At 52.4% G+C, this 18621-nt stretch carries 13 protein-coding genes; 4 read left to right on the forward strand and 9 right to left on the reverse strand.

From position 1 onward, the window contains the following. The first annotated feature begins 537 nt into the window (after window positions 1-537). On the forward strand, window positions 538-1221 hold the full coding sequence (locus tag MK110_05385; protein MCH2210712.1) for a response regulator transcription factor: 684 nt from the start codon (window positions 538-540) through the stop codon (window positions 1219-1221). A 105-nt stretch (window positions 1222-1326) separates the two neighbouring features. On the opposite strand, the gene MK110_05390 is transcribed toward MK110_05385, so the two are convergent. Then, on the reverse strand, window positions 1327-1767 hold the full coding sequence (locus MK110_05390; GenBank protein MCH2210713.1) for a hypothetical protein: 441 nt from the start codon (window positions 1765-1767) through the stop codon (window positions 1327-1329). A 289-nt stretch (window positions 1768-2056) separates the two neighbouring features. Here MK110_05390 and MK110_05395 point away from each other — a divergent pair, with 289 nt between their 5' ends. Further along, window positions 2057-3250, forward strand: coding sequence for a hypothetical protein (locus MK110_05395; protein ID MCH2210714.1), 1194 nt, complete (start codon window positions 2057-2059; stop codon window positions 3248-3250). A gap of 1185 nt (window positions 3251-4435) precedes the next feature. Here the strand turns inward: MK110_05395 and MK110_05400 are convergent. Then, the gene (locus MK110_05400) at window positions 4436-6382 is read right to left on the reverse strand and encodes a 30S ribosomal protein S1 (protein MCH2210715.1); all 1947 of its coding nucleotides are present in this window, start codon (window positions 6380-6382) and stop codon (window positions 4436-4438) included. Window positions 6383-6809: 427 nt separating this feature from the next. Between MK110_05400 and MK110_05405 the strand changes: the two genes are divergently transcribed. Continuing rightward, window positions 6810-7211 carry a hypothetical protein gene (locus MK110_05405; protein ID MCH2210716.1) on the forward strand — a complete coding sequence of 134 codons (402 nt, stop codon included), beginning with the start codon at window positions 6810-6812 and terminating at the stop codon, window positions 7209-7211. A 165-nt stretch (window positions 7212-7376) separates the two neighbouring features. On the opposite strand, the gene dcd is transcribed toward MK110_05405, so the two are convergent. Together dcd and solA are read right to left on the reverse strand one after the other, a co-directional pair. Continuing rightward, window positions 7377-7964: a dCTP deaminase gene (dcd, locus tag MK110_05410; protein MCH2210717.1), complete on the reverse strand. Its 588-nt coding sequence runs from the start codon at window positions 7962-7964 to the stop codon at window positions 7377-7379. Window positions 7965-8087: 123 nt separating this feature from the next. Further along, window positions 8088-9335 carry an N-methyl-L-tryptophan oxidase gene (gene solA, locus MK110_05415; protein ID MCH2210718.1) on the reverse strand — a complete coding sequence of 416 codons (1248 nt, stop codon included), beginning with the start codon at window positions 9333-9335 and terminating at the stop codon, window positions 8088-8090. Between the two features lie 90 nt (window positions 9336-9425). On the opposite strand from solA, the gene MK110_05420 reads away from it, so the two are divergent. Continuing rightward, window positions 9426-11117: a glycine--tRNA ligase gene (locus tag MK110_05420; GenBank protein MCH2210719.1), complete on the forward strand. Its 1692-nt coding sequence runs from the start codon at window positions 9426-9428 to the stop codon at window positions 11115-11117. A gap of 18 nt (window positions 11118-11135) precedes the next feature. Here the strand turns inward: MK110_05420 and glgB are convergent, their stop codons facing one another. From glgB to MK110_05445, 5 genes are all read right to left on the reverse strand, one after another. Beyond that, window positions 11136-13046: a 1,4-alpha-glucan branching protein GlgB gene (gene glgB, locus MK110_05425; GenBank protein ID MCH2210720.1), complete on the reverse strand. Its 1911-nt coding sequence runs from the start codon at window positions 13044-13046 to the stop codon at window positions 11136-11138. A 501-nt stretch (window positions 13047-13547) separates the two neighbouring features. Next, a complete protein-coding gene (locus MK110_05430) occupies window positions 13548-13955 on the reverse strand; it encodes a carboxypeptidase regulatory-like domain-containing protein (GenBank protein ID MCH2210721.1) in 408 nt (135 codons plus the stop codon). A 3-nt stretch (window positions 13956-13958) separates the two neighbouring features. Continuing rightward, complete coding sequence (locus tag MK110_05435; protein MCH2210722.1) at window positions 13959-14975, reverse strand: DUF1559 domain-containing protein; 1017 nt, start codon at window positions 14973-14975, stop codon at window positions 13959-13961. 692 nt (window positions 14976-15667) lie between these two features. Further along, window positions 15668-16480, reverse strand: a complete 813-nt coding sequence (locus MK110_05440) for an HAD-IIA family hydrolase (protein MCH2210723.1) — start codon at window positions 16478-16480, stop codon at window positions 15668-15670. Between the two features lie 756 nt (window positions 16481-17236). Further along, a complete protein-coding gene (locus MK110_05445; GenBank protein ID MCH2210724.1) occupies window positions 17237-18616 on the reverse strand; it encodes a hypothetical protein in 1380 nt (459 codons plus the stop codon). Window positions 18617-18621: the final 5 nt, after the last annotated feature.

Consider the following 18621-nt stretch of genomic DNA (forward strand, 5'->3'; position numbering starts at 1 on the left):
GTCTCCTGGCTTCACGGAAAGTGAAGTCACGCGGCGGCCGGAGAACACAGTCAATACCTACATGGACTCCAGGTCACCTTCTCCTGCAACTCCACGTGAATCACAGCTGCCGAAAATCAGCATTACTGGATCGTTTGCATCATAGAAAAGATAGGAGTTATGACATTTCGACATCGGCCAAAATGTTCGAACTGACTGTTGACACTGATTCCCGTTTATACGTTTTTCCATATCTCGCAGGAAATCAGCTCACTCGACTGTGTTTTTCGAGAATCGTTAACGAGGCGCGGAAGCCGCTCAGGCTCCCCAACATCGGCAGGGGACGGCCCATATGGCTGTGTTCGGCAGCTTCCGCCGACGTGCCGCTCACACAGTATCAAGAGCCGGAGCCTACGGTCTCCGGCGGTATATTCCCCTGGGGAAATCCCAGCACATTCAGTATTCTTGCAAACGAAGATTTGTTCGCATCCTCGAAGAGTTTCATTCGAAAGTATGTGAGTTCCCCGCACGTCGTTAAGGGGTCACGGAGTATGAATCATGCAAACAATCCCTATTGAGACTGAATCCACGGACCGCGGAACAACAATTGTCATCGCCGACTCCAACGTACTTCATGCTGAATCGGTTTCCTGGTGCCTCAACGCGTATGGAGCATTCTGCGCCGTTGATCATGTGACGAATCTCGATGGCCTGCTGGACGTGATTCGAAGTCAGCGTCCGTCTGTGGTCGTTATCGCTGAATCGATCATTGTAGATGCAATACGCAGTGTGACGTCCGAACTGGCTGTGAAACTGGCCGAAACGCGAATTGCGGTATTTGCCGATCGCCTGACAGATCGTCAACTGGATCTCGTCACCAACAACCCAATCACAGGGCTTTTATCACGACAAGAAGGCACACGCAAAATTTGCGATCAACTCATTCGGATCGCATCAGGCGCAGTCGTGCTGTCAGCGCAGCTGGAAAACCGCGTGACTCTGGATGAACAGCGACAGTTTCAGTGCACCGCCAGTCGACAAATGACACAGTTCACAGACCGCCAGTGGGATGTTCTGCTTCGGGTCGCGGAGGGAGTCAGAGTCCCTGAGGTTGCTGAGGAACTGCAGATCTCACGCAAGGCGGTTGAGGCGCACAAGCATCGTATCATGCAGCGACTCGGCGCCTCCGACCGAGTTGAGCTTTGTCGCTGGGCGATTCGTGAAGGCCTGATTCACGCCTGAACACACGCAGGCAAGAAATTTGAACCACAAAAAAAAATCCACGTAACACAAGTTACGCGGATTTTCGAATCTGATTCACTGGTCAGGCGTTTCGACCTGAAGTCTTTACTTGGTCTTTACGAAGCCCTTCTTAAAGGCCCTATCGCTAAAGACAAGTGCGAACTTATCTGCTCCCTCAGCCTCATCCACTTTCTTCTTACAGTTGCCACAACAGAACTTGACTTCAACTCCGCCAACAGTGGAAGTTGTCTTCAGCGGACCACCGCTTAATGGACACTTCTTTTGTTCGTATTGTCCGGTTGCAACCAGCTGAGCGTGTGCTTTGGCCGTGTGCTTGCTGGAGTCCTTTTCAAACGCTGCCTTACACTTTCCACAACAGAAATAAACTTTTCCACCCTTGAAATCAGCCGCCTGAGATTCCTTTGCCTTGCCCCCCGAAATGGGGCATTTTGCGGAAAATTTCTTATCGGCAGCATCTGCCTGAGTCGCTGCAAACATGATTGCCATGGCGAACACAAGTGACCCAGCCGCAAATTGACGTAACATTCGTCATCTCCAACATGATTGACACAATGAAAGACAGCCGGAATCGTTCCACCTAGCTGGTGGGACCCAGGCAGCAATTATCAGATACAACTGTATTCGACCATTTCTGGGCAGAATACGCAAGTTGATTCCTATAATCCTGCCTGCTGAAGTTGGGATTCGGGTGGATTTTTTTTCGATCGGATCAACCATCCCGGAACGTTTCCAATTGCAGTCCTGCCTCAGGAGTGCAAAATAATTGAATTTGGCTCCTGATTCGTCTTCCGTCCTTCGGGCCTGAAATTAGCAGATGCAACCAGTGTGTTTCCTGCATTACATTCGCCTGCTCACGGTCTTGACAGCAATTGTCGCTGCCAAACCGGTGTTTGGCCAGCAGTTCACCGGATCCGGCCGGATGTCGCTGGGATCGACCTGGACCCGCCATAGTCTGCCGGCCAGAAGTCCCCATCAGGTTGTTCACAGCTCTGTAGTCAATCGTCAATTCTTTGGAGGAGTCACTGTTGGTCGCGGATTCACTCCATTTTACTATCCATGTCTGGCTAGTTCCCCGTCCTGGATTCATCCGGGATTGTTTTATCCTTCGATTTGGTCGGCCGAAACATCCGGTTTTCGCTGGTCGGTGAATTATTCGGGAACCGGTTCGTTTTTCAGACGCTTTGGACCGGTGCTGCCACTGTATTACGATACTGGATTCAGTGGTTATTACTCTCTTCCATCCGCGTATTCAGGTGATCGGTCCGTATACAACAGAGATATTCCTTCGGTCAGCGTCTCAAAGGTCAACAAAACGCCACCAGCCAAATTTTCTGCTTCCTTTGGCAGATCAGGGATCACAACGCAGCCTGTTCAGACAGATTTCGCATCAGTCCAGCGGAAAGTGACAGCAGCGATTGAAATGGCACCTCTCGCCGGAGAATTTGCAGCCACCGCGGCTCATCAGGCACGAGTGACCACACTGGACAGGATCGAAAGCCAACGGCTTCAGAATCGGGGCGACCAGGCTTTGCAGGACGGAGATCCTGAACTTGCCCGTACATTTTATCAGTCAGCGATTCAGGCCGCTTCAAATCGACAGACTCCGTGGCTTCGAATCGCATGGGTTTATGTGGTCCAAAGAGATTTTGCCAGGGCAGCCGCAGCGTTGAAACGGGCGATACTGATTCATGATGCAGCCGGCGGAGGGTGGGTGACGGCGAAACAACTTGTCGGTGATGCTGCAACAAACAGTTCCTGGCTGTCACATAATGGTTTGTGGATCTGGCTTCAGGATCATCCTTCGTCTGCCGATCGCCTGTTGCTTGCAGCCGGCTACGAGTTGTTTCTGGGAAATCGTCTCCGTGCTCAAAATTTTCTCGAGTTGGCACTGTCCGCCGGGGCCAGTCCAAGAAGCTATGAGACTCTCACTAAAGTTTCAGAGAATCTTCGGTCCCGAAGTCTTTTTAGCAAGCAAGAACCGGAGGTAGAGTTGCCACCCCGGATGTAAATGAGGCCCGTGTTAGATTCAGGTGACCGGAAGGTTCAGTCCGGTGTGGAACCGAGGGACCGTACAGCAACTCCACATAGACCTAAATTCACAGACACAAATTCAGAATAGAGCAAATTTTGTCAGCTGGACAAAATGACCAAATGCAGGTGACTATGCGGCTCCTTAGTCTCACTGACGCACATAATCCATTAGCGCTCTCACGAACGCAGTGAACAATTCGGCAGACTCGGGATTCCGAAAGTTCAGGAACCGTTCCAAATTCGCGAAGTTTGAGTCTCTCAGGATAATGCAGCGCAATCACATTGCGCTTGATGTCCCACAGTGCCTCACTCCCATCCGTCAGAACCTGCCACAGTTCCTGCTGCTCGGACAGGTCGTTCGATTCAGACAGACGGCATGATTCGCTGTGAACCCATTCGTTCCATCGATGCCGAACGAGTCAGTCATCCCAGGATCAGACATTCAGAATTTCTGTTCCACCGGAAGACCGGATGCCCCAGCCAACTGCTCAACGGTCGCAGCTGAATCGAATTGAGCACGTATCTTTAAGACAAAGGCAATCCGTTGCAGCATTTGCCGGGACAACGGACAGTTGCGGGGCAGCTCATCCGAAATTGCCCCGCAAATCCTATGAATAAGAAAAAATTCGGAATTCGGCGTCCCGTGCCGGATCCAACTGCGGGACGTTTTCATACGTCCCGCGATACCGGCCAACTCCAGGTGATCTGCAGAAACACAGGGCAGTAACTGGACCAGCAACCGATTCAAAACAGGTCTGACATACCCCACAAATCATCAGGGATCAGCCGTTTATGTGGAGGTTGAAGCCATGTCCAAACTCATGAGGAAAACGAGTTAACTCAACGGCAACACGTCCGACAAACTCAGTTCCGCGAAATTCCGGTCACAAGTGAGCATGCCCGTCGGCTCTTCACACTGATCAAGCAATCATGTTGAATCGGCACAAACGATGCCGTTGGACACCCGTGAACCATCAGGCCTCCGGAAATCGGTTGCGAAGTGTTCGCTTACTAAAGCGAACACTATTTCGCCGGGCGACAGAACGTATTTCTACGGCTGATCTGTCACAACTCTGTGAGCACAGCCAAACAATGCCCGACTTTTTTCAAAGTCGGGCATTGTTTGGCTGTTCAGATTGCTGATTCGACAAAGACGATCAGATCATTCGGAAACTTCTGCTTCATCATCATCCTGATCAGCAGCGTCCTGATCAGCAGCGTCCTGATCAGCAGCGTCCTGATCAGCAGCGTTCTGATCAGCAGCGTTCTCTTCACCGCTTTCCGTTTCGTCTCCGACGGCTGATTCCGGTGTCACTTCCGGGGCAGACGGTTCACCTTCAGCAGCTTCATCACCACTACTGAAACTAAAGAGAGGTCCGGCGGTAGCCCCCATGCCTCCCTTGAGTTCTTCGCGAGTACCAGAGTCCATCTCTCCAACGGCAGGGCTGGCGGCACCTGAGTCAGATTCAGCAGCCGCCTGAGCCTTAATCTCCTCATCCGACCGACAACTCAAACCAATTTTTCGATCGGCGGTATCAACTCGCAGGACACGTACTTCGAGTACCTCTCCGACGTTGACCATGGCTTCCGGGTGCTCGACCTTATGATCTGCCAGCTCAGAAACGTGCAGCAGCCCTTCCAGCTCGTCTTCCAGCTCCACAAAGACACCGAAATTTGTGATCTTGGTGACTTTGCCGCTTACGGAACTTCCTGGAGTATATTTTTCCGGAATGTGACTTTCCCACGGATCTTCGGCAAGCTGCTTAAGTCCGAGTGCAATCCTTCGACGCTCTTCATCAACGGAAAGGATTTGACATTCGATCGGATCTCCCTTCTTCAGGATCTCATTCGAATGTGAAACTTTGCGAGTCCATGACATATCACTGATGTGAAGCAGTCCGTCGACTCCTTCCTCAAGTTCAACAAATGCACCGTAGTTGGTGAGGTTGCGCACAGTTCCGGCAACCGTTTCACCCACAGGATACTTCTGGGAAACATCGTCCCACGGATTGTCCTGGGTCTGTTTCATTCCCAGGGAGATTTCCTGTTTCTGTGTGTTGATTCCCAACACCATCACTTCAACTTCGTCGCCAATACTCACCAGTTCGCTCGGATGACTGACGCGACGAGTCCACGACATTTCACTGATATGAACTAGTCCCTCAATGCCGTCTTCCAGCTTGACGAAGGCACCGTATGTCAACACATTGACAACCTCTCCGTTCGCCGTGGTATTGACAGGAAACTTCTCCTCAATGTTATCCCAGGGACTCGCTGATTTCTGTTTGAGACCAAGGGCGATTTTTTCCTTCTCGTAGTCAATATTCAGCACCATCACTTCCACTTCATCATCGATCTTAACCATCTCTGTGGGATGGCTGATACGCCCCCAGCTCATATCAGTGATGTGCAACAGCCCGTCGATCCCTCCAAGATCGACAAACGCTCCGAAATCGGCAATATTTTTGACGGTTCCATTTCGAAGATCGCCTACCTGGAGCGTTTCCAGCAGCTCCTTTTTCATCTTCTCACGAGCTTCTTCGATGAGTCGACGACGGGAGACGACGATGTTGCGTCGCTGCTCGTCGATCTTGAGAATCATGCACTCGATATCCTGACCGATGTAGTCACCGATATCCTGAGGACGCCGCACATCGACCTGGCTGGCAGGCAGGAACACGTGCACTCCTATGTCAACCAGCAGACCTCCCTTGATCTTGCGTTCAACCGGCCCCTTTACAATGTCGCCTTCCGCATGACGGGAGATGACATCTTCCCACTGACGAATGCGGCGTGCTTTTCTCCACGACAGCAGAATAAGGCCTATGGAATCCTCAAATTCTTCCAATAGGACTTCTATATCCGATCCTGGTTCCGGTAGTTCATCACCAACATCCCATTCGTCCCGCTGAATGACTCCTTCACTCTTGTAGCCAATATCAACGACAACTTCCTCATCGTCGACACGCACCACCCGGCCATTCAGCAACTGATTGATGTCATACGTTTGAGCCTCGTGCTCATAGATGACTTCTTCTGACTCAGTAAACAGGGAGTCAATTTCGTCTTCGTCTACAGAAAACTCTCGAATGAGGTTATGGTCGACCATGGCTAAAAGAACCGCCTGGAGGGAGTAGGTCGGCCGCTCCGACCCACAAAACTCGGTTGAAGGACTGGTCCGGAGCGGGACTCACCGTGACTTCCGCTGACAGACCAAGAAAATCGGACTGACGCTTATACAATCACCGCAAAACAAAGTCCAGCAGAGGATTACGACAGAACCATGAACCGGTCATTCACTCGCAGTGAGTTCCACGTGACGCTCAACCACCGACTACCCCCGAGCCCTCCGGGCTCCTAAACTACCCTCTCTGCCCTATTAACCCAACACCAACATCGCTAAAACCTTGATGCTAAATATGCAGAATAAATTCGGTCGGATTTCGGTGTTGATTCCGGCGACAGAACCATGAAAATGTACATGCTGCCGGCTACATGCTGACACATTAATCCCTGATGAACTTTTGGAGGCCTGAATGTTGAATCTGACGACCTTTGGTCGAACTATGTTCGCCGGTGCATTACTCATCGCTTTTGTTGTTCTGCCATCCGAAGATGCAGTAGCGCGCCCCCCCTACAAAAGACTCTATCAGAAGGTCTATCCTGACCTGGCAAAGACCGAGGGTGTGAAAATCGGTTGTTCGGTGTGTCACCCTGTTAAGAGCAAGAAAATCCGCAACAATTACGGCGTTGCCCTCAAAAAAGAACTCGGCGTGACTGACCCAAAAAAATGGGTAAAAGATAAAAAAGTAGTTACCGAGGCACTGAAGAAGCTGGAAAGCCAAAAGAGTCACGTTAAAGGCAAGACCTACGGAGATCTGATCAAAGAAGGAAAATTACCTGGTGATGACAAGGCTGCAGACGGCAAGTCCGAATAAAGCCAGGTGAGTCAGACAGACCGGCGCCCCAGCGCCGGCCCACCGGAACCAACGCGAGTTCAGATCGGACTCGCGTTTTTTAATTTATCCCCGTCCGACTGCCGCAGTCCGGTCGGTGCCGGTTCCGAAAATTTTCCCAGACAGAACGGCAATGTGCTGAAATATTCAGCCCGTCTGCTCGGAAGCGGCCGCTGCCTGTTCGTCAAAGTCGAGTTGCAGTTGACGATCGTCCCGCAGCCCCAGTTCCCGAAACAACAGACTCGGCTGAATATCGGTATTATGCTGATATTTCGTGCTCTCGTATTTTGTGACCTCACCCTCAATGGTGTGGTAAAAAATCTGGCACACCTGAACACCAGGATAAATCCGCACGGGCTGTACTGCGAACATTTCGAGCGTCCAGTATCCGCAGAAACCCACGTCACCAAATCCAGCCGTTACATGTACAAACAGGCCAAGACGTCCGATGGAGGAACGACCTTCGAGCATTGGCACAAGATTGTGTGTTTCGGTGTGTTCAATCGTGCGTCCCAGATACAGCTGATTGGGCTGCAGCACCAGCCCGTCTTCGGGAATCGAAAGCCGTCTGAATCGACTGGGACGTCTCATGTCCAGCACGATTTCTTCGTAGACGAGTAGCTCGTTGTGCAAACACAGATTGTAGCTGTTGGGATTGAGCTGATCCTCGGAAAAGGGATCGATAGACAGGTTCTTACCCAATTGGGCCTTGATTTCACTGCCGCTCAAAATCATCGATGATGCTGCCGAATCGGAGATTTACAGACTGAAACGACCTCGAGTAACCAATGAGGCGTCGACGATGCCCGGCAGCGTATGCGGATTGTCGACAACGTTCAACCGCCCGGGGAACTTCGTTCATTGAAACCGTCGGCTGCTGAGGAAATCGATTGGCAGGTTCGTCCGCCCCGTGGTGGCCAGATCGGCCAGTGCTGCCCCGATTACGCTGGCAAACTTGAATCCGTGGCCCGAAAAGCCCGTAGCGAACACGATTCGTGAACATTCGGGGGCATGGTCCACAATGAAATGACCGTCCGGTGATGTGGTATAAAAACAACCGCTGGTGCGAAACGGTTCTGTATTAATCCCCGGCAGGAAATCTCCGGCAAATTCCACACAGGGGACACGTTCCGCAAGCATAGCAGCCTCCCCGGGGTTCGACGGGTCAGTTATTTTTGCACCTTGTGTATGCCGGGCAAGTTTGATTTCTGCCAGCCCGGTTCTCATACCGTAAAAAGCTCCGTTTTCTGTTTCAAAGTAAAATGCAGGCAGCTTTGAAAGAGCATCTCGTGACGGTCGATCAACGGTGTGCCACAACTGAAGTTTATGCAGAACCTGCATCGGCGGCAGCTCCACACCCGTCCGTTCGGCACTAAGCAGCGACCGTGACCAGGCACCCCCGGCAATCACGACCGACTCTGCTGTTCGGGTCGCCTTGTCTGTCCTCACGATGACAGAACCGGAATTCAACTTCCAGTCCTGCACCTGTTCGTAAAAACAGGTTTCAGCACCCAGCTCTGCCGCTCGTTCCAGATGTTGAGCCACGCAGTGTTCAACTGCAAGAATACCGGCATCAGCATCCAGCACCACACGATGCGTTTCCGGAAATCGCAGCAGTGGCCAGCGTCGGGCAGCTTCAGACGGAGCAATGACTTCCACTGTCAGACCATGCTGTTCCGCTGCAGCCAGAGTTCCGGGAACCGCTTCCCCGTCAGCCGGCCCGGACAGCAAAACACCAATACGATGATATAGTGAGACCTGACTTTCTGATTCGAGCTGCCTCCAGAGCTGCTCAGCAGTTTGCAGCAGCGGAACATAATCTGAATGCTCGAAATAGGCCTTTCGGAATATTCTAAAGTTGCCGTGCGAACTTCCTCGGGCGTGCGCCGGACCAAACTGATCCAGACCACAAACACGCAGGCCGCGTCTCGCAAGGTGATAAAGGGCACTGCTGCCCATACCACCAAGACCAATCACCAAACAATCATAGTTCATAAATTTTCCCGTTACTGCTGAGGACAGCCCCCCGGAGCGATCGCGACCACCGCTGGACAAAGCCTGGCCCCGTCCTACAATCCCGGCCCACCGAGCCGTGAATATCGACACCCCGGATGTTTTATCTGCCCGGACATCACAATTGACAGCAGAGCTATGCTGCTTCGGTCCAGCTGTACCCGAGGCATAAAGGTTATCCAAATGAGTCGTTCGATGGAAAAGATCGTCGCCTTGTGCAAGCGACGGGGATTCGTCTTTCAGAACTCAGAGATCTACGGCGGACAGAACGGATTCTGGGACTATGGTCCGCTCGGTACAGAACTAAAGAGGAATGTACGCAACGTCTGGTACGAAGACATGGTGCAGTCCCACAATGAACTCCTGCTGTCGGACGGCGCGCCAGGAAAATTCCAGATGGTGGGACTGGAAACTTCAATCATCATGCATCCCCAGGTCTGGAAGTGTTCGGGACACTACGACCTGTTCCACGATATGATGGTTGACTGCCGTGAAACACGCGGTCGTTTTCGCCTGGATCAGGTTCGAGTGCGACGAGTCAGCTCCCGGGACAAAACGGTACCGGGTCAGCTGGATAGTACTCCGCCGGATTCAGTTCGCGATAGTGACCAGAAAGAATTTGAACATGTGCTGGTGGCGTCCACCGCAGAAAACTTTCAGGAGGATCTGACGGCAGAAGCTCTGCGCGTGTTTGGGCTCAAAAAGAAATACGCCGATCGGCTTCAGTGGGACGGCGAGGCAACCACGCTTGACCGGATTACCGAAGCTGATTTTGCGTGCGTGGTGGCCCCCGGTGCAAACCGGGCCGGTTCGCTCACAGCCCCTCGTGAGTTCAACCTGATGTTCAAAACGGTCATCGGAGCGCTGGGCAGCAGCGAAGACGCGGCGTTTTTGCGTCCGGAAACCGCACAGGGTATCTTTGTCAACTTTCGCAATGTGGCAGACAGTACCCGAGTCAAACTGCCGTTTGGCGTGGCTCAGATCGGAAAGAGCTTCCGAAACGAAATCACGCCCCGTAACTTCACGTTTCGGTCACGGGAGTTTGAACAGATGGAAATCGAGTTCTTCTGCCATCCGGATCAGTCGAGAGAATGGTACACATGGTGGCGGGATTGTCGTTACCAGTGGTATCAGCATCTGGGCATCAGTTCCGAACGTCTGATCCTTCGCGATCATGAAGCGTCTGAACTTGCCCATTATTCTGTTGGCACCGCTGACATTGAATACGCTTTCCCGTTTCTGGAAGACGGCGAGTACGGTGAACTGGAGGGAGTTGCTCACCGAGGCAACTTCGATCTGCGGTCACATATGGAAGGCAAGCTGGCCAAAACCAAACAGGGCGAACTGGAAGTCCAGCAGGACGAAAACGGCCACCCGGTCCATCGGGGCAGCGGTAAGGATCTGAGTTACTTTGATGACCAGTCCCGTGAACGATTCATTCCTCACGTCATTGAACCATCTGCGGGTGCAGACCGGGCGACTCTGGCATTCATCTGTGAGGCATATCATGAAGACGCGCAGCCGGATGAACACGGAAAACCCCAGGAACGCACCGTGATGCGGTTTCATCCGCGACTGGCCCCGGTCAAGGCTGCCGTGTTCCCGCTGATCAAGAAGGAAGGCATGCCGGAAAAGGCCGCCGAAATATTCGGTGAACTCAAGGCGGCCGGTCTGAACTGTCACTACGACCAGCAGGGGGCCATCGGACGACGTTATCGTCGTCAGGACGAAATTGGCACACCGTTCTGCCTCACGGTGGACGGCGATACCGCTTCAGACAACTCCGTAACGCTGCGTGATCGCGACAGTCTGGAACAGGTACGCATCTCTGCAGATCAGGTCGTTGAAGAAATCAACGACCGACTGAAAACATGATCGCAGCCACTCTTTGGCTTAATCATTTGATGATGCGGATACGTCTTCGGACAGCGAGACCGGCTTGAATGCCACGACTGCCAGTGGTGGAACGAACATGGAGATACTGTCCTGGAATCCGTGACTGGCCGTGTCCGTACTGTAGCGTCCGCCCTGGTTTCCCGTTCCTGACCCGCCGTACCACTCTGCATCGCTGTTAAAAATCTCACGATAAAACCCGGCTTTCGGGACGCCAATTCGATATTCACTGCACGGAACGGGTGTAAGATTCGCGGCAATAAGTACCTGTTGCTGCTGATCCAGTGATTTGCGAATCCAGGCTATCACACAGTTCTCTGTATCGTCGCCCACAACCCACTGGAACCCCTGAGAAAAAACGTCAGCTTCGTGTAAAGCCGTTTCTTTGGTGTACAGTCGATTGCTGTCGCAGATCATTCGGCGAATGCCTTCGTGACGTTCATAAGTCCGCAGCAGCCAGTCGATTTCGCCATCGTGATCCCATTCGTTCCACTGACCGATCTCGGCCCCCATAAACTGCAGTTTCTTGCCCGGCATCATGTACTGCATCGCATACAGCAAACGAAGATTGGCAAACTGCTGCCATTCATCGCCTGACATTTGAGACAGCAGAGACTGCTTGCCATGGACAACTTCATCGTGTGACAGCGGTAATATAAAATTTTCCGTAAACGCATAAACCGCTCTGAATACCAGATCGTTGAGATGCCAGTTGCGATGAATACAGTCACGCTGCATGAATCGCAGAGTGTCGTTCATCCAGCCCATGTCCCACTTCATCGTGAAACCCAGCCCTCCGGTGTGTACCGGACGGGAGACGCCCGACCACGCGGTCGATTCTTCGGCAATACTCAAAACGCCGGGAAACTCGCTGTGCAGCATCGTGTTCATCTCACGCAGGAACTGAACGGCTTCCAGATTTTCACGACCCCCATCCTGGTTTGGTATCCACTCTCCCGGAGCACGTGAGTAATCCAGGTACAACATGGAAGCCACGGCATCGACACGAATACCGTCCACATGATACACGTCACACCAGAACCGGGCGCTTGACCGGAGAAATTCGGCCACTTCGCGTCGGCCGTAATTAAAGATGTAGGTATTCCAGTCCGGGTGAAACCCCTGTCGGGGATCAGCGTGTTCATAGATGGCCGTACCGTCGAACCGGGCCAGTCCATGGTCATCAGTCGGAAAATGACCGGGGACCCAGTCGATCAGGACTCCCAGTCCATGACGGTGCAGGTAATTAACAAAATATCGAAAATCGTCAGGTGAGCCAAAACGACTGGTCGGACTGAAGTAGCCTGTAGTCTGGTATCCCCACGACCCGTCAAATGGATGTTCGGTGACGGGCATCAACTGAATGTGTGTGTAACCGGCTTCCAGTACATATTCAGTAATGGCCGATGCAAGCTCACGATAGTTGAGAAATTCACGACTGTCTTCAGGACGCCTCCACGATCCAGGATGCACTTCGTAAATGCTGACAGGAGACCGCAGCCAGTCGGTCGAAATACGTTTATTCAGCCAGTCATCGTCAGTCCAGTCGTATCCGCGCAGATTCCATACAATCGATGCTGTGGCCGGGCGCAATTCCGATGCGAAAGCAAAAGGATCCGCTTTTTCAATCAACCGCCCGTCACGAGTTCGAATCGCAAATTTGTAACACGTCCCCGACGTTGCGCCGCGAATTTCACCACACCAGACACCGCCATCACTGGAGTTGAGGAAATCGCGACCGGGCGACCAGCTATTGCCGTCGCTAATGACTGAAACTTCACGAGCGTTGGGAGCCCATACAGAAAACCGCACACCTGCATCAGTCACATGGGCTCCCATTGACCGATACAGCGTGGAACCATCAGCTGGTGCATCGAAAGTACACCGAATTTCACTTAATTCCTGATTCATGACTTCGCTGGCCAGCACCCCGTTGCTTGCGAACAACTTTAAAAGGAGACGACACCAAACCTACCGTTTGTACGGCCAGTTGAAAATCGTCAGCCTGGCTCACAGTAGAAATTATCATCGGCATCGATCATGCGTGTCTATTGCATGTGCTGACATTGGCAGTCCCTGATGTCGGCCGATCACCAAAGATTGTGTCAAACGGCTGTTTTTGCCGTCGGTGATCCGCGAATTCAGACCGCAGATGTTCACACAAACTCGTAAATGGCAGTCGGCCTGCAGAATTGTGTGTCCCGATGCTGTCACAGTCCGGCACCGTTCACAAATTTCGCAAACTTTACAGAAGCCCGTCCCCCGGGGCTGTGAGTCGTTAATTCATCACAAAAGCGTGCACGTTTCTCATTCCGGAGGCACAGGGGCGGTTCCCTTCGGAACACTGTTCGCCAAACAGGATGAAGTGCCCCTGGTCAGCTCAGGGGACGATCGCTCAGACCGGCTGTGGATCTAGTCGCCCGACAGCTCGATAATCAGATCATTGAGAGGCTGCGGTTCAACAGAGACAGACAGCGATGAACGTGCGTAGTCTCCGTAGCGTCGAGGAACCGGTCGACCGTGATCCTTCGTATGCTGTACAGTGCCATCACTGACAATGATCTGCACAACGACAACTCGATGCTTTCCGGACGCTGCTCCGTCGGATGAGGTATAGGTCCCCAGTACAAATGAACCGTCTTGCTGAATTCGTCCACTGGCCGTAGTCCCAAATGTCACAGATTCAAGCTCAATCGTTCCGACGCGCACAGGGGTACCGTCTGTATACTGAACTCGACCGCGAACGGGATACGTGGAGACTCGGTCAGTCTGACACCCAAACAAAAGCAACGCGAGAATCCACAGCAGAGTACACCGCATCACTCAGAATCCACCCGCAGGCTGACCGTCGTGCCGATTGGCGAGATACCCCAGAACCCTGGTACTGGTGGATGTGCTGATCTGCCGACCACTTCCATCCGCCAAAGCAAACTGCACGAATCCCACATGCGAACTGCCGAACGAAAACTGATCGGCTCGCTGGTCCGTGGAACTGTGAGCCAGAGGGACCCCCGGACCGCCAATCCGTGCGAAATTCGTCAAATAACGACCGAAATAGGCGGGACCATTGTACGGTGTGGATTTGTCACTTCCCTCTGGAATATGCGGTTCGCCGATTAACAGCGTATTACTGGTACCGTCTGCCACGTCGACAATACCAATTTTATCAAGCCAGTCCGGCTCTACAGTTTTCTGGTTACCGGCAGGACGACTCGAAATCAGAACACCAGTACCGTTCCCGCCCCAGTAAAAATCGGTTGGTGCATTCACCGCACCCGGAGACAAATCACCGTGGTTGGCTGCATAGTCAATAATAGCACCTCCCGGAACAGTCTGCAGGCCGGCAGGACAGCCGCAGGCAGCCGTAATGACAATCTGTTCATCCGGAACGACAGCCTCCGAAACAGAATGGCGGGCAGGACACAGAAAAACAGCTATCGCACGGTTCCTGGCAACCGGCGTCTGCCCAAGGTAGGTCCCATATTCATCCCACTCGTCATACACATTCGCCTGATCCAGATATGGCAGCAAACGCACCGGCCAGGATGCTTCATCGAGTGCAACGGAGTTCCCGATATCCAACCCTGTCCGCTTAACATCAAGAATCAGCCGCGCCGGAGGAAAGACCCCGTATGTGTCGTGAAACAGATGTGCCGCCAATCCAAGCTGTTTGAGATTGTTGGCGCAATGAATACGGCGAGCCGCCGCGCGGACCTGCTGCACTCCCGGAACCAACAGCGACAGAAGAACACCGATGACTGCAATAACGACCAGTACTTCAAGCAGTGTGAACGCAGGTCGCAGGTGACTTTTCTGCCTTTGATTTGACCGAGTCAGCATATGTCACCCTGAATTCAGATTGAGTCACAGAATTCCGCTGAGTGGAACAGCAAGATTTATTACCGACCTGCCTAGCGCCCGACCTTGCAAAGTCTGACTCCGAAATCGTTTGAAATCAACTCGCAATTCGCGAGATAAAGATAAGTGGTTTTCAGCCGATCAGCAGAATTCGATGACCATTCGTGTTCCGTCAGAAGTGAATTGACGTATTAGAAACTTCGTGAGTCTGATTGATGCATTCTGATATTTGAACTCCCAGAAAATTGTGTATTCCGTACTGTTGACTTCGTCTTTCCGGGCCTGAACCTGCCAAGATCAGCGTCTGGCGGTCCGAAGTCTATCAATCCTGACACCGACGTGTGAGAACACACACTTCTATTTCGGCCAGATCAAGCCGACTGGCAGTATTGGTGAATCGTAAATCTCCGGCCCTTCGCTCCGGCGTCTGACCTCATCACGCACGAAAGCTTCGTACCGCGTGGCGGTTCTGTGTGTGTGTGTGTGTGTGTGTGTTGAGGTTCTCAATCACCAGTACGACCTTCGACGTCGGATGCGTCAACAGGCGATGCAAAAAAGTTCAATACACAATCGATGAATCCGCTTCACTACCTCCACCTCGATGGATATCGATTTTGCGTCATGAAACATCTCTGAGCTTCAAGTGACACATGAACGCCTCGAGGACGATGACGTTATGAGCTATTCTCAGCACTGGCTTCGGTCAAACGGCCCTCCAGAAACGTGGACAGATTACAGAGTTCGGCCACAGATTCCACGATAACGTCCGGACGATAAGCGTACTCGTCAAGATCATCTCGGGTTGTCCCTCCGGTCAACGTAAGTACCGTTCGATATCCCATTTGAACGCCACCAAGGATATCGGTTTCCATAGTGTCCCCCAGCATTATGGTATGTGACGTGGCTAGTCCAAGCTCTTTTCGGGCGGCTCGCATCATGACGGGACTCGGTTTGCCGACACTGAACGCTTTGATCCCCGTCACAGCCTCCAGATAAGCTACCGTTGCCCCGCAACCGGGACGAGTGCCGGTTTGCGTAGGGCAATTCGGGTCAAGATTGGTTGCGATCAACTTTGCACCGGCAAGGATCATATTGACTGCGTTTTCCAGGGCATCCAGTGTTACCGTACGGCCCTCTCCCACGACAACGAAATCAGGTGAATGATCTACAATCGAATACCCATTCCTGTGCAGCGCCTGCAGTAAGCCCCCTTCCCCGATGACATAAGCCGTACCGGCTGGTTTTTTCGCTGCCAAAAATCTCGCGGTGGCCATCGCACATGTAAAGATATTGTGCTCGTCGACAAGAACCCCCATACGTGCCAATTTGGTTTGAACGTCACGCCTCGTACGCTGGCTATTGTTCGTCAAAAAAACAAAAGGCACTTGATCTTTTCGTAGTTCCTGAATAAATCGATCAGCCCCTGGAATCAACTCACTGCCTCGGTAGATGACTCCATCCATATCGATAAGGAAACCTGTTTGCATGGTTAACTCCGTAAATGTCATGGCTGTTCAGTTCACTAGCGACAGCAAGTCACGTGCCATATACGGGTAAGCAACAGTGCCTGTTTCGCAACTGTAAAAATAGTCGGAATGCTGTTTTTGTAAGCATGGTGTCGTACGATTGGCAGGCAAAACATCATGCCGTAGGCGTTCAGCGTCGTAACCAAAATACCCCGGGTACGATGTTCGTTTATGCCTCCGTCCCCGCACCATAAGAGACGCCTGTCACTTTTATGGCTCACCAAGTGTCAGATCGCCATGCTGAGACTCACTGCATTCACACCACGTCGTCAACCTGCGCACACGGATAATCACGCTGTTTCCGGCGAGGCTGGGAATCATGAGATACCGATTGGCTGCTGTTGTCTGACGTCTTTGTCGCGACCGCGACATCTATCACAATTCGTGATGCCTTTGGAAACAGACAAGATGAAGAATCAATAACTTTCGAATTAAATTTGACTCACAATCCTCATCGACGCCACAGTTCCCCAAATGATTGTTTCGTTACCAGTGATCTGACGGACATTCAGCGAGCACAGACCCGTTTGTGGATTTTCCGCACACAAGATGACTTCCGCTGAAAGTCAGATGAGAGGTGTTATGCTCCACGGTGCGTTACTTCGATCGGAATATGTCATGTCATATCCCGGTGGAATTCCAGCATTTGCACATTATTCCGAACGACTACGAGGCGTGTTTCCCAATATTCGTTCGAATTTGATGCAGTAGCCCGTGTTAGGCTGCACCCGGCAGTGCGGTTCCTGCCCGGGTGACCTGGCAGAGACAGCCCAGCAGCGCTAAAGAATCGGAAATCACTTCATGCGCTGCTCCCTGATTTGGACGACCGGCATCCAGCAGCACAATGCGATCCTCTTCCGCAGGAACATGAGTCGAGACATGGTCCCTGACCGATCCGACAGTCTCGTTGAGCCATCCGGAAAGATGTTCGTTCTCCAGAACGTAACCGTCGCGGTTGACAACTGTCATGTACCGATCGTCCTCTGCAATACTGATTCCCCAATCAGCGTGAATTTTCCTCACACGCTGGCTGAGTTGCTGTATGGCGGAAGCTGATGAATGACTGACAACAACATCAACGGATCTGCCGGATTCTGAAAACAACCACTGCAGGCGGTCCCTGACAAGCGGATCACAGCTGCTGCAGATGATTCTGGCAGTGATCGATTTCGGAAACCATGTGTGCAGCCAGCGGCGATAGGCCGATTCCGCATCAATCGAATGACATTGACCGCTGCGGCGGGCGCGGCGAAATCGAGCCGCTGAGATCGTAGCCTGCCGCGGCAGTTCGAGGCTGCTGAGAGTGGAATCGACGGGACTTATGTCTGCCGTTAGCGGGTATTCGTCGGATTCGCCGGAGTGAATAGAATGTTTGAGACGAGCCACCACATCGCGACGGTCAGTCGAATCCGAATTTTCGAATTGGGTGTTTGATTCCCGGATCTGCTGAATTCTGATACCGGAAGCCTGCCACGGAATCGAGACCCCCTGACCACAGTCATCAAACAGATCGAAACCCGTCACTGACGGAATCGCGCCGGCACCTGTGACAATGATCCCCCAACACGGTCTGGTCTGGTTGCGACACGTCTCCTGAATTGACGCTGCAGTCGCCCGGCCGGTGTCGATCACATGACAACCGTTCTGCAGAGTCGCCGTCACGATTCCGGCATAAATATCGGGTGAGGATGCTCTGCCATCGTACCCCGTCACCACCATCGGTGAATCGATACTGCTATTGAGTTTTGGATCCTCAACTCCCGATGAGCACAAACGCGTTTCTTCATCACCGCACTGCGTCAGCAGGTGTCCCGTGACAACTCCAATCAGTTGTGCCGCCTGATGACGAGTCAAAGCATTTTGCCAGACACCTCGAATCCCCCAGTGAGTACGTCTGATGGACTGAGCAGCCTTCGCCGCCGAATTGTCAGTTTTCTTCGGTTCCGGCCACTCGTCCCGACTACGACAAATACGACAGCCGGGCCAGTAGGCAGCCAGACGCGCGCGATGAACGGCCTGACTGATCGGAGATGACTCCCCGGGACAGAAGTAAACAGGTTCTGCAGGCAGATTCACGATGTCGGGTTCGACAGACATACGAC

Source organism: Fuerstiella sp., from assembly GCA_022447225.1.
In the GTDB taxonomy this organism is placed as follows: domain Bacteria; phylum Planctomycetota; class Planctomycetia; order Planctomycetales; family Planctomycetaceae; genus S139-18.

Excerpts from the sequence above, each read along its gene's own strand:
- MK110_05445 (MCH2210724.1), bottom strand. The coding sequence starts at position 18,616 with ATGTCTGTCGAACCCGACATCGTGAATCTGCCTGCAGAACCTGTTTAC.
- MK110_05435 (MCH2210722.1), bottom strand. The coding sequence starts at position 14,975 with ATGCTGACTCGGTCAAATCAAAGGCAGAAAAGTCACCTGCGACCTGCG.
- MK110_05385 (MCH2210712.1), top strand. The coding sequence starts at position 538 with ATGCAAACAATCCCTATTGAGACTGAATCCACGGACCGCGGAACAACA.
- glgB (MCH2210720.1), bottom strand. The coding sequence starts at position 13,046 with ATGAATCAGGAATTAAGTGAAATTCGGTGTACTTTCGATGCACCAGCT.
- dcd (MCH2210717.1), bottom strand. The coding sequence starts at position 7,964 with ATGATTTTGAGCGGCAGTGAAATCAAGGCCCAATTGGGTAAGAACCTG.
- MK110_05420 (MCH2210719.1), top strand. The coding sequence starts at position 9,426 with ATGAGTCGTTCGATGGAAAAGATCGTCGCCTTGTGCAAGCGACGGGGA.
- MK110_05390 (MCH2210713.1), bottom strand. The coding sequence starts at position 1,767 with ATGTTACGTCAATTTGCGGCTGGGTCACTTGTGTTCGCCATGGCAATC.
- MK110_05395 (MCH2210714.1), top strand. The coding sequence starts at position 2,057 with ATGCAACCAGTGTGTTTCCTGCATTACATTCGCCTGCTCACGGTCTTG.
- MK110_05430 (MCH2210721.1), bottom strand. The coding sequence starts at position 13,955 with ATGCGGTGTACTCTGCTGTGGATTCTCGCGTTGCTTTTGTTTGGGTGT.
- MK110_05405 (MCH2210716.1), top strand. The coding sequence starts at position 6,810 with ATGTTGAATCTGACGACCTTTGGTCGAACTATGTTCGCCGGTGCATTA.
- MK110_05440 (MCH2210723.1), bottom strand. The coding sequence starts at position 16,480 with ATGCAAACAGGTTTCCTTATCGATATGGATGGAGTCATCTACCGAGGC.
- MK110_05400 (MCH2210715.1), bottom strand. The coding sequence starts at position 6,382 with ATGGTCGACCATAACCTCATTCGAGAGTTTTCTGTAGACGAAGACGAA.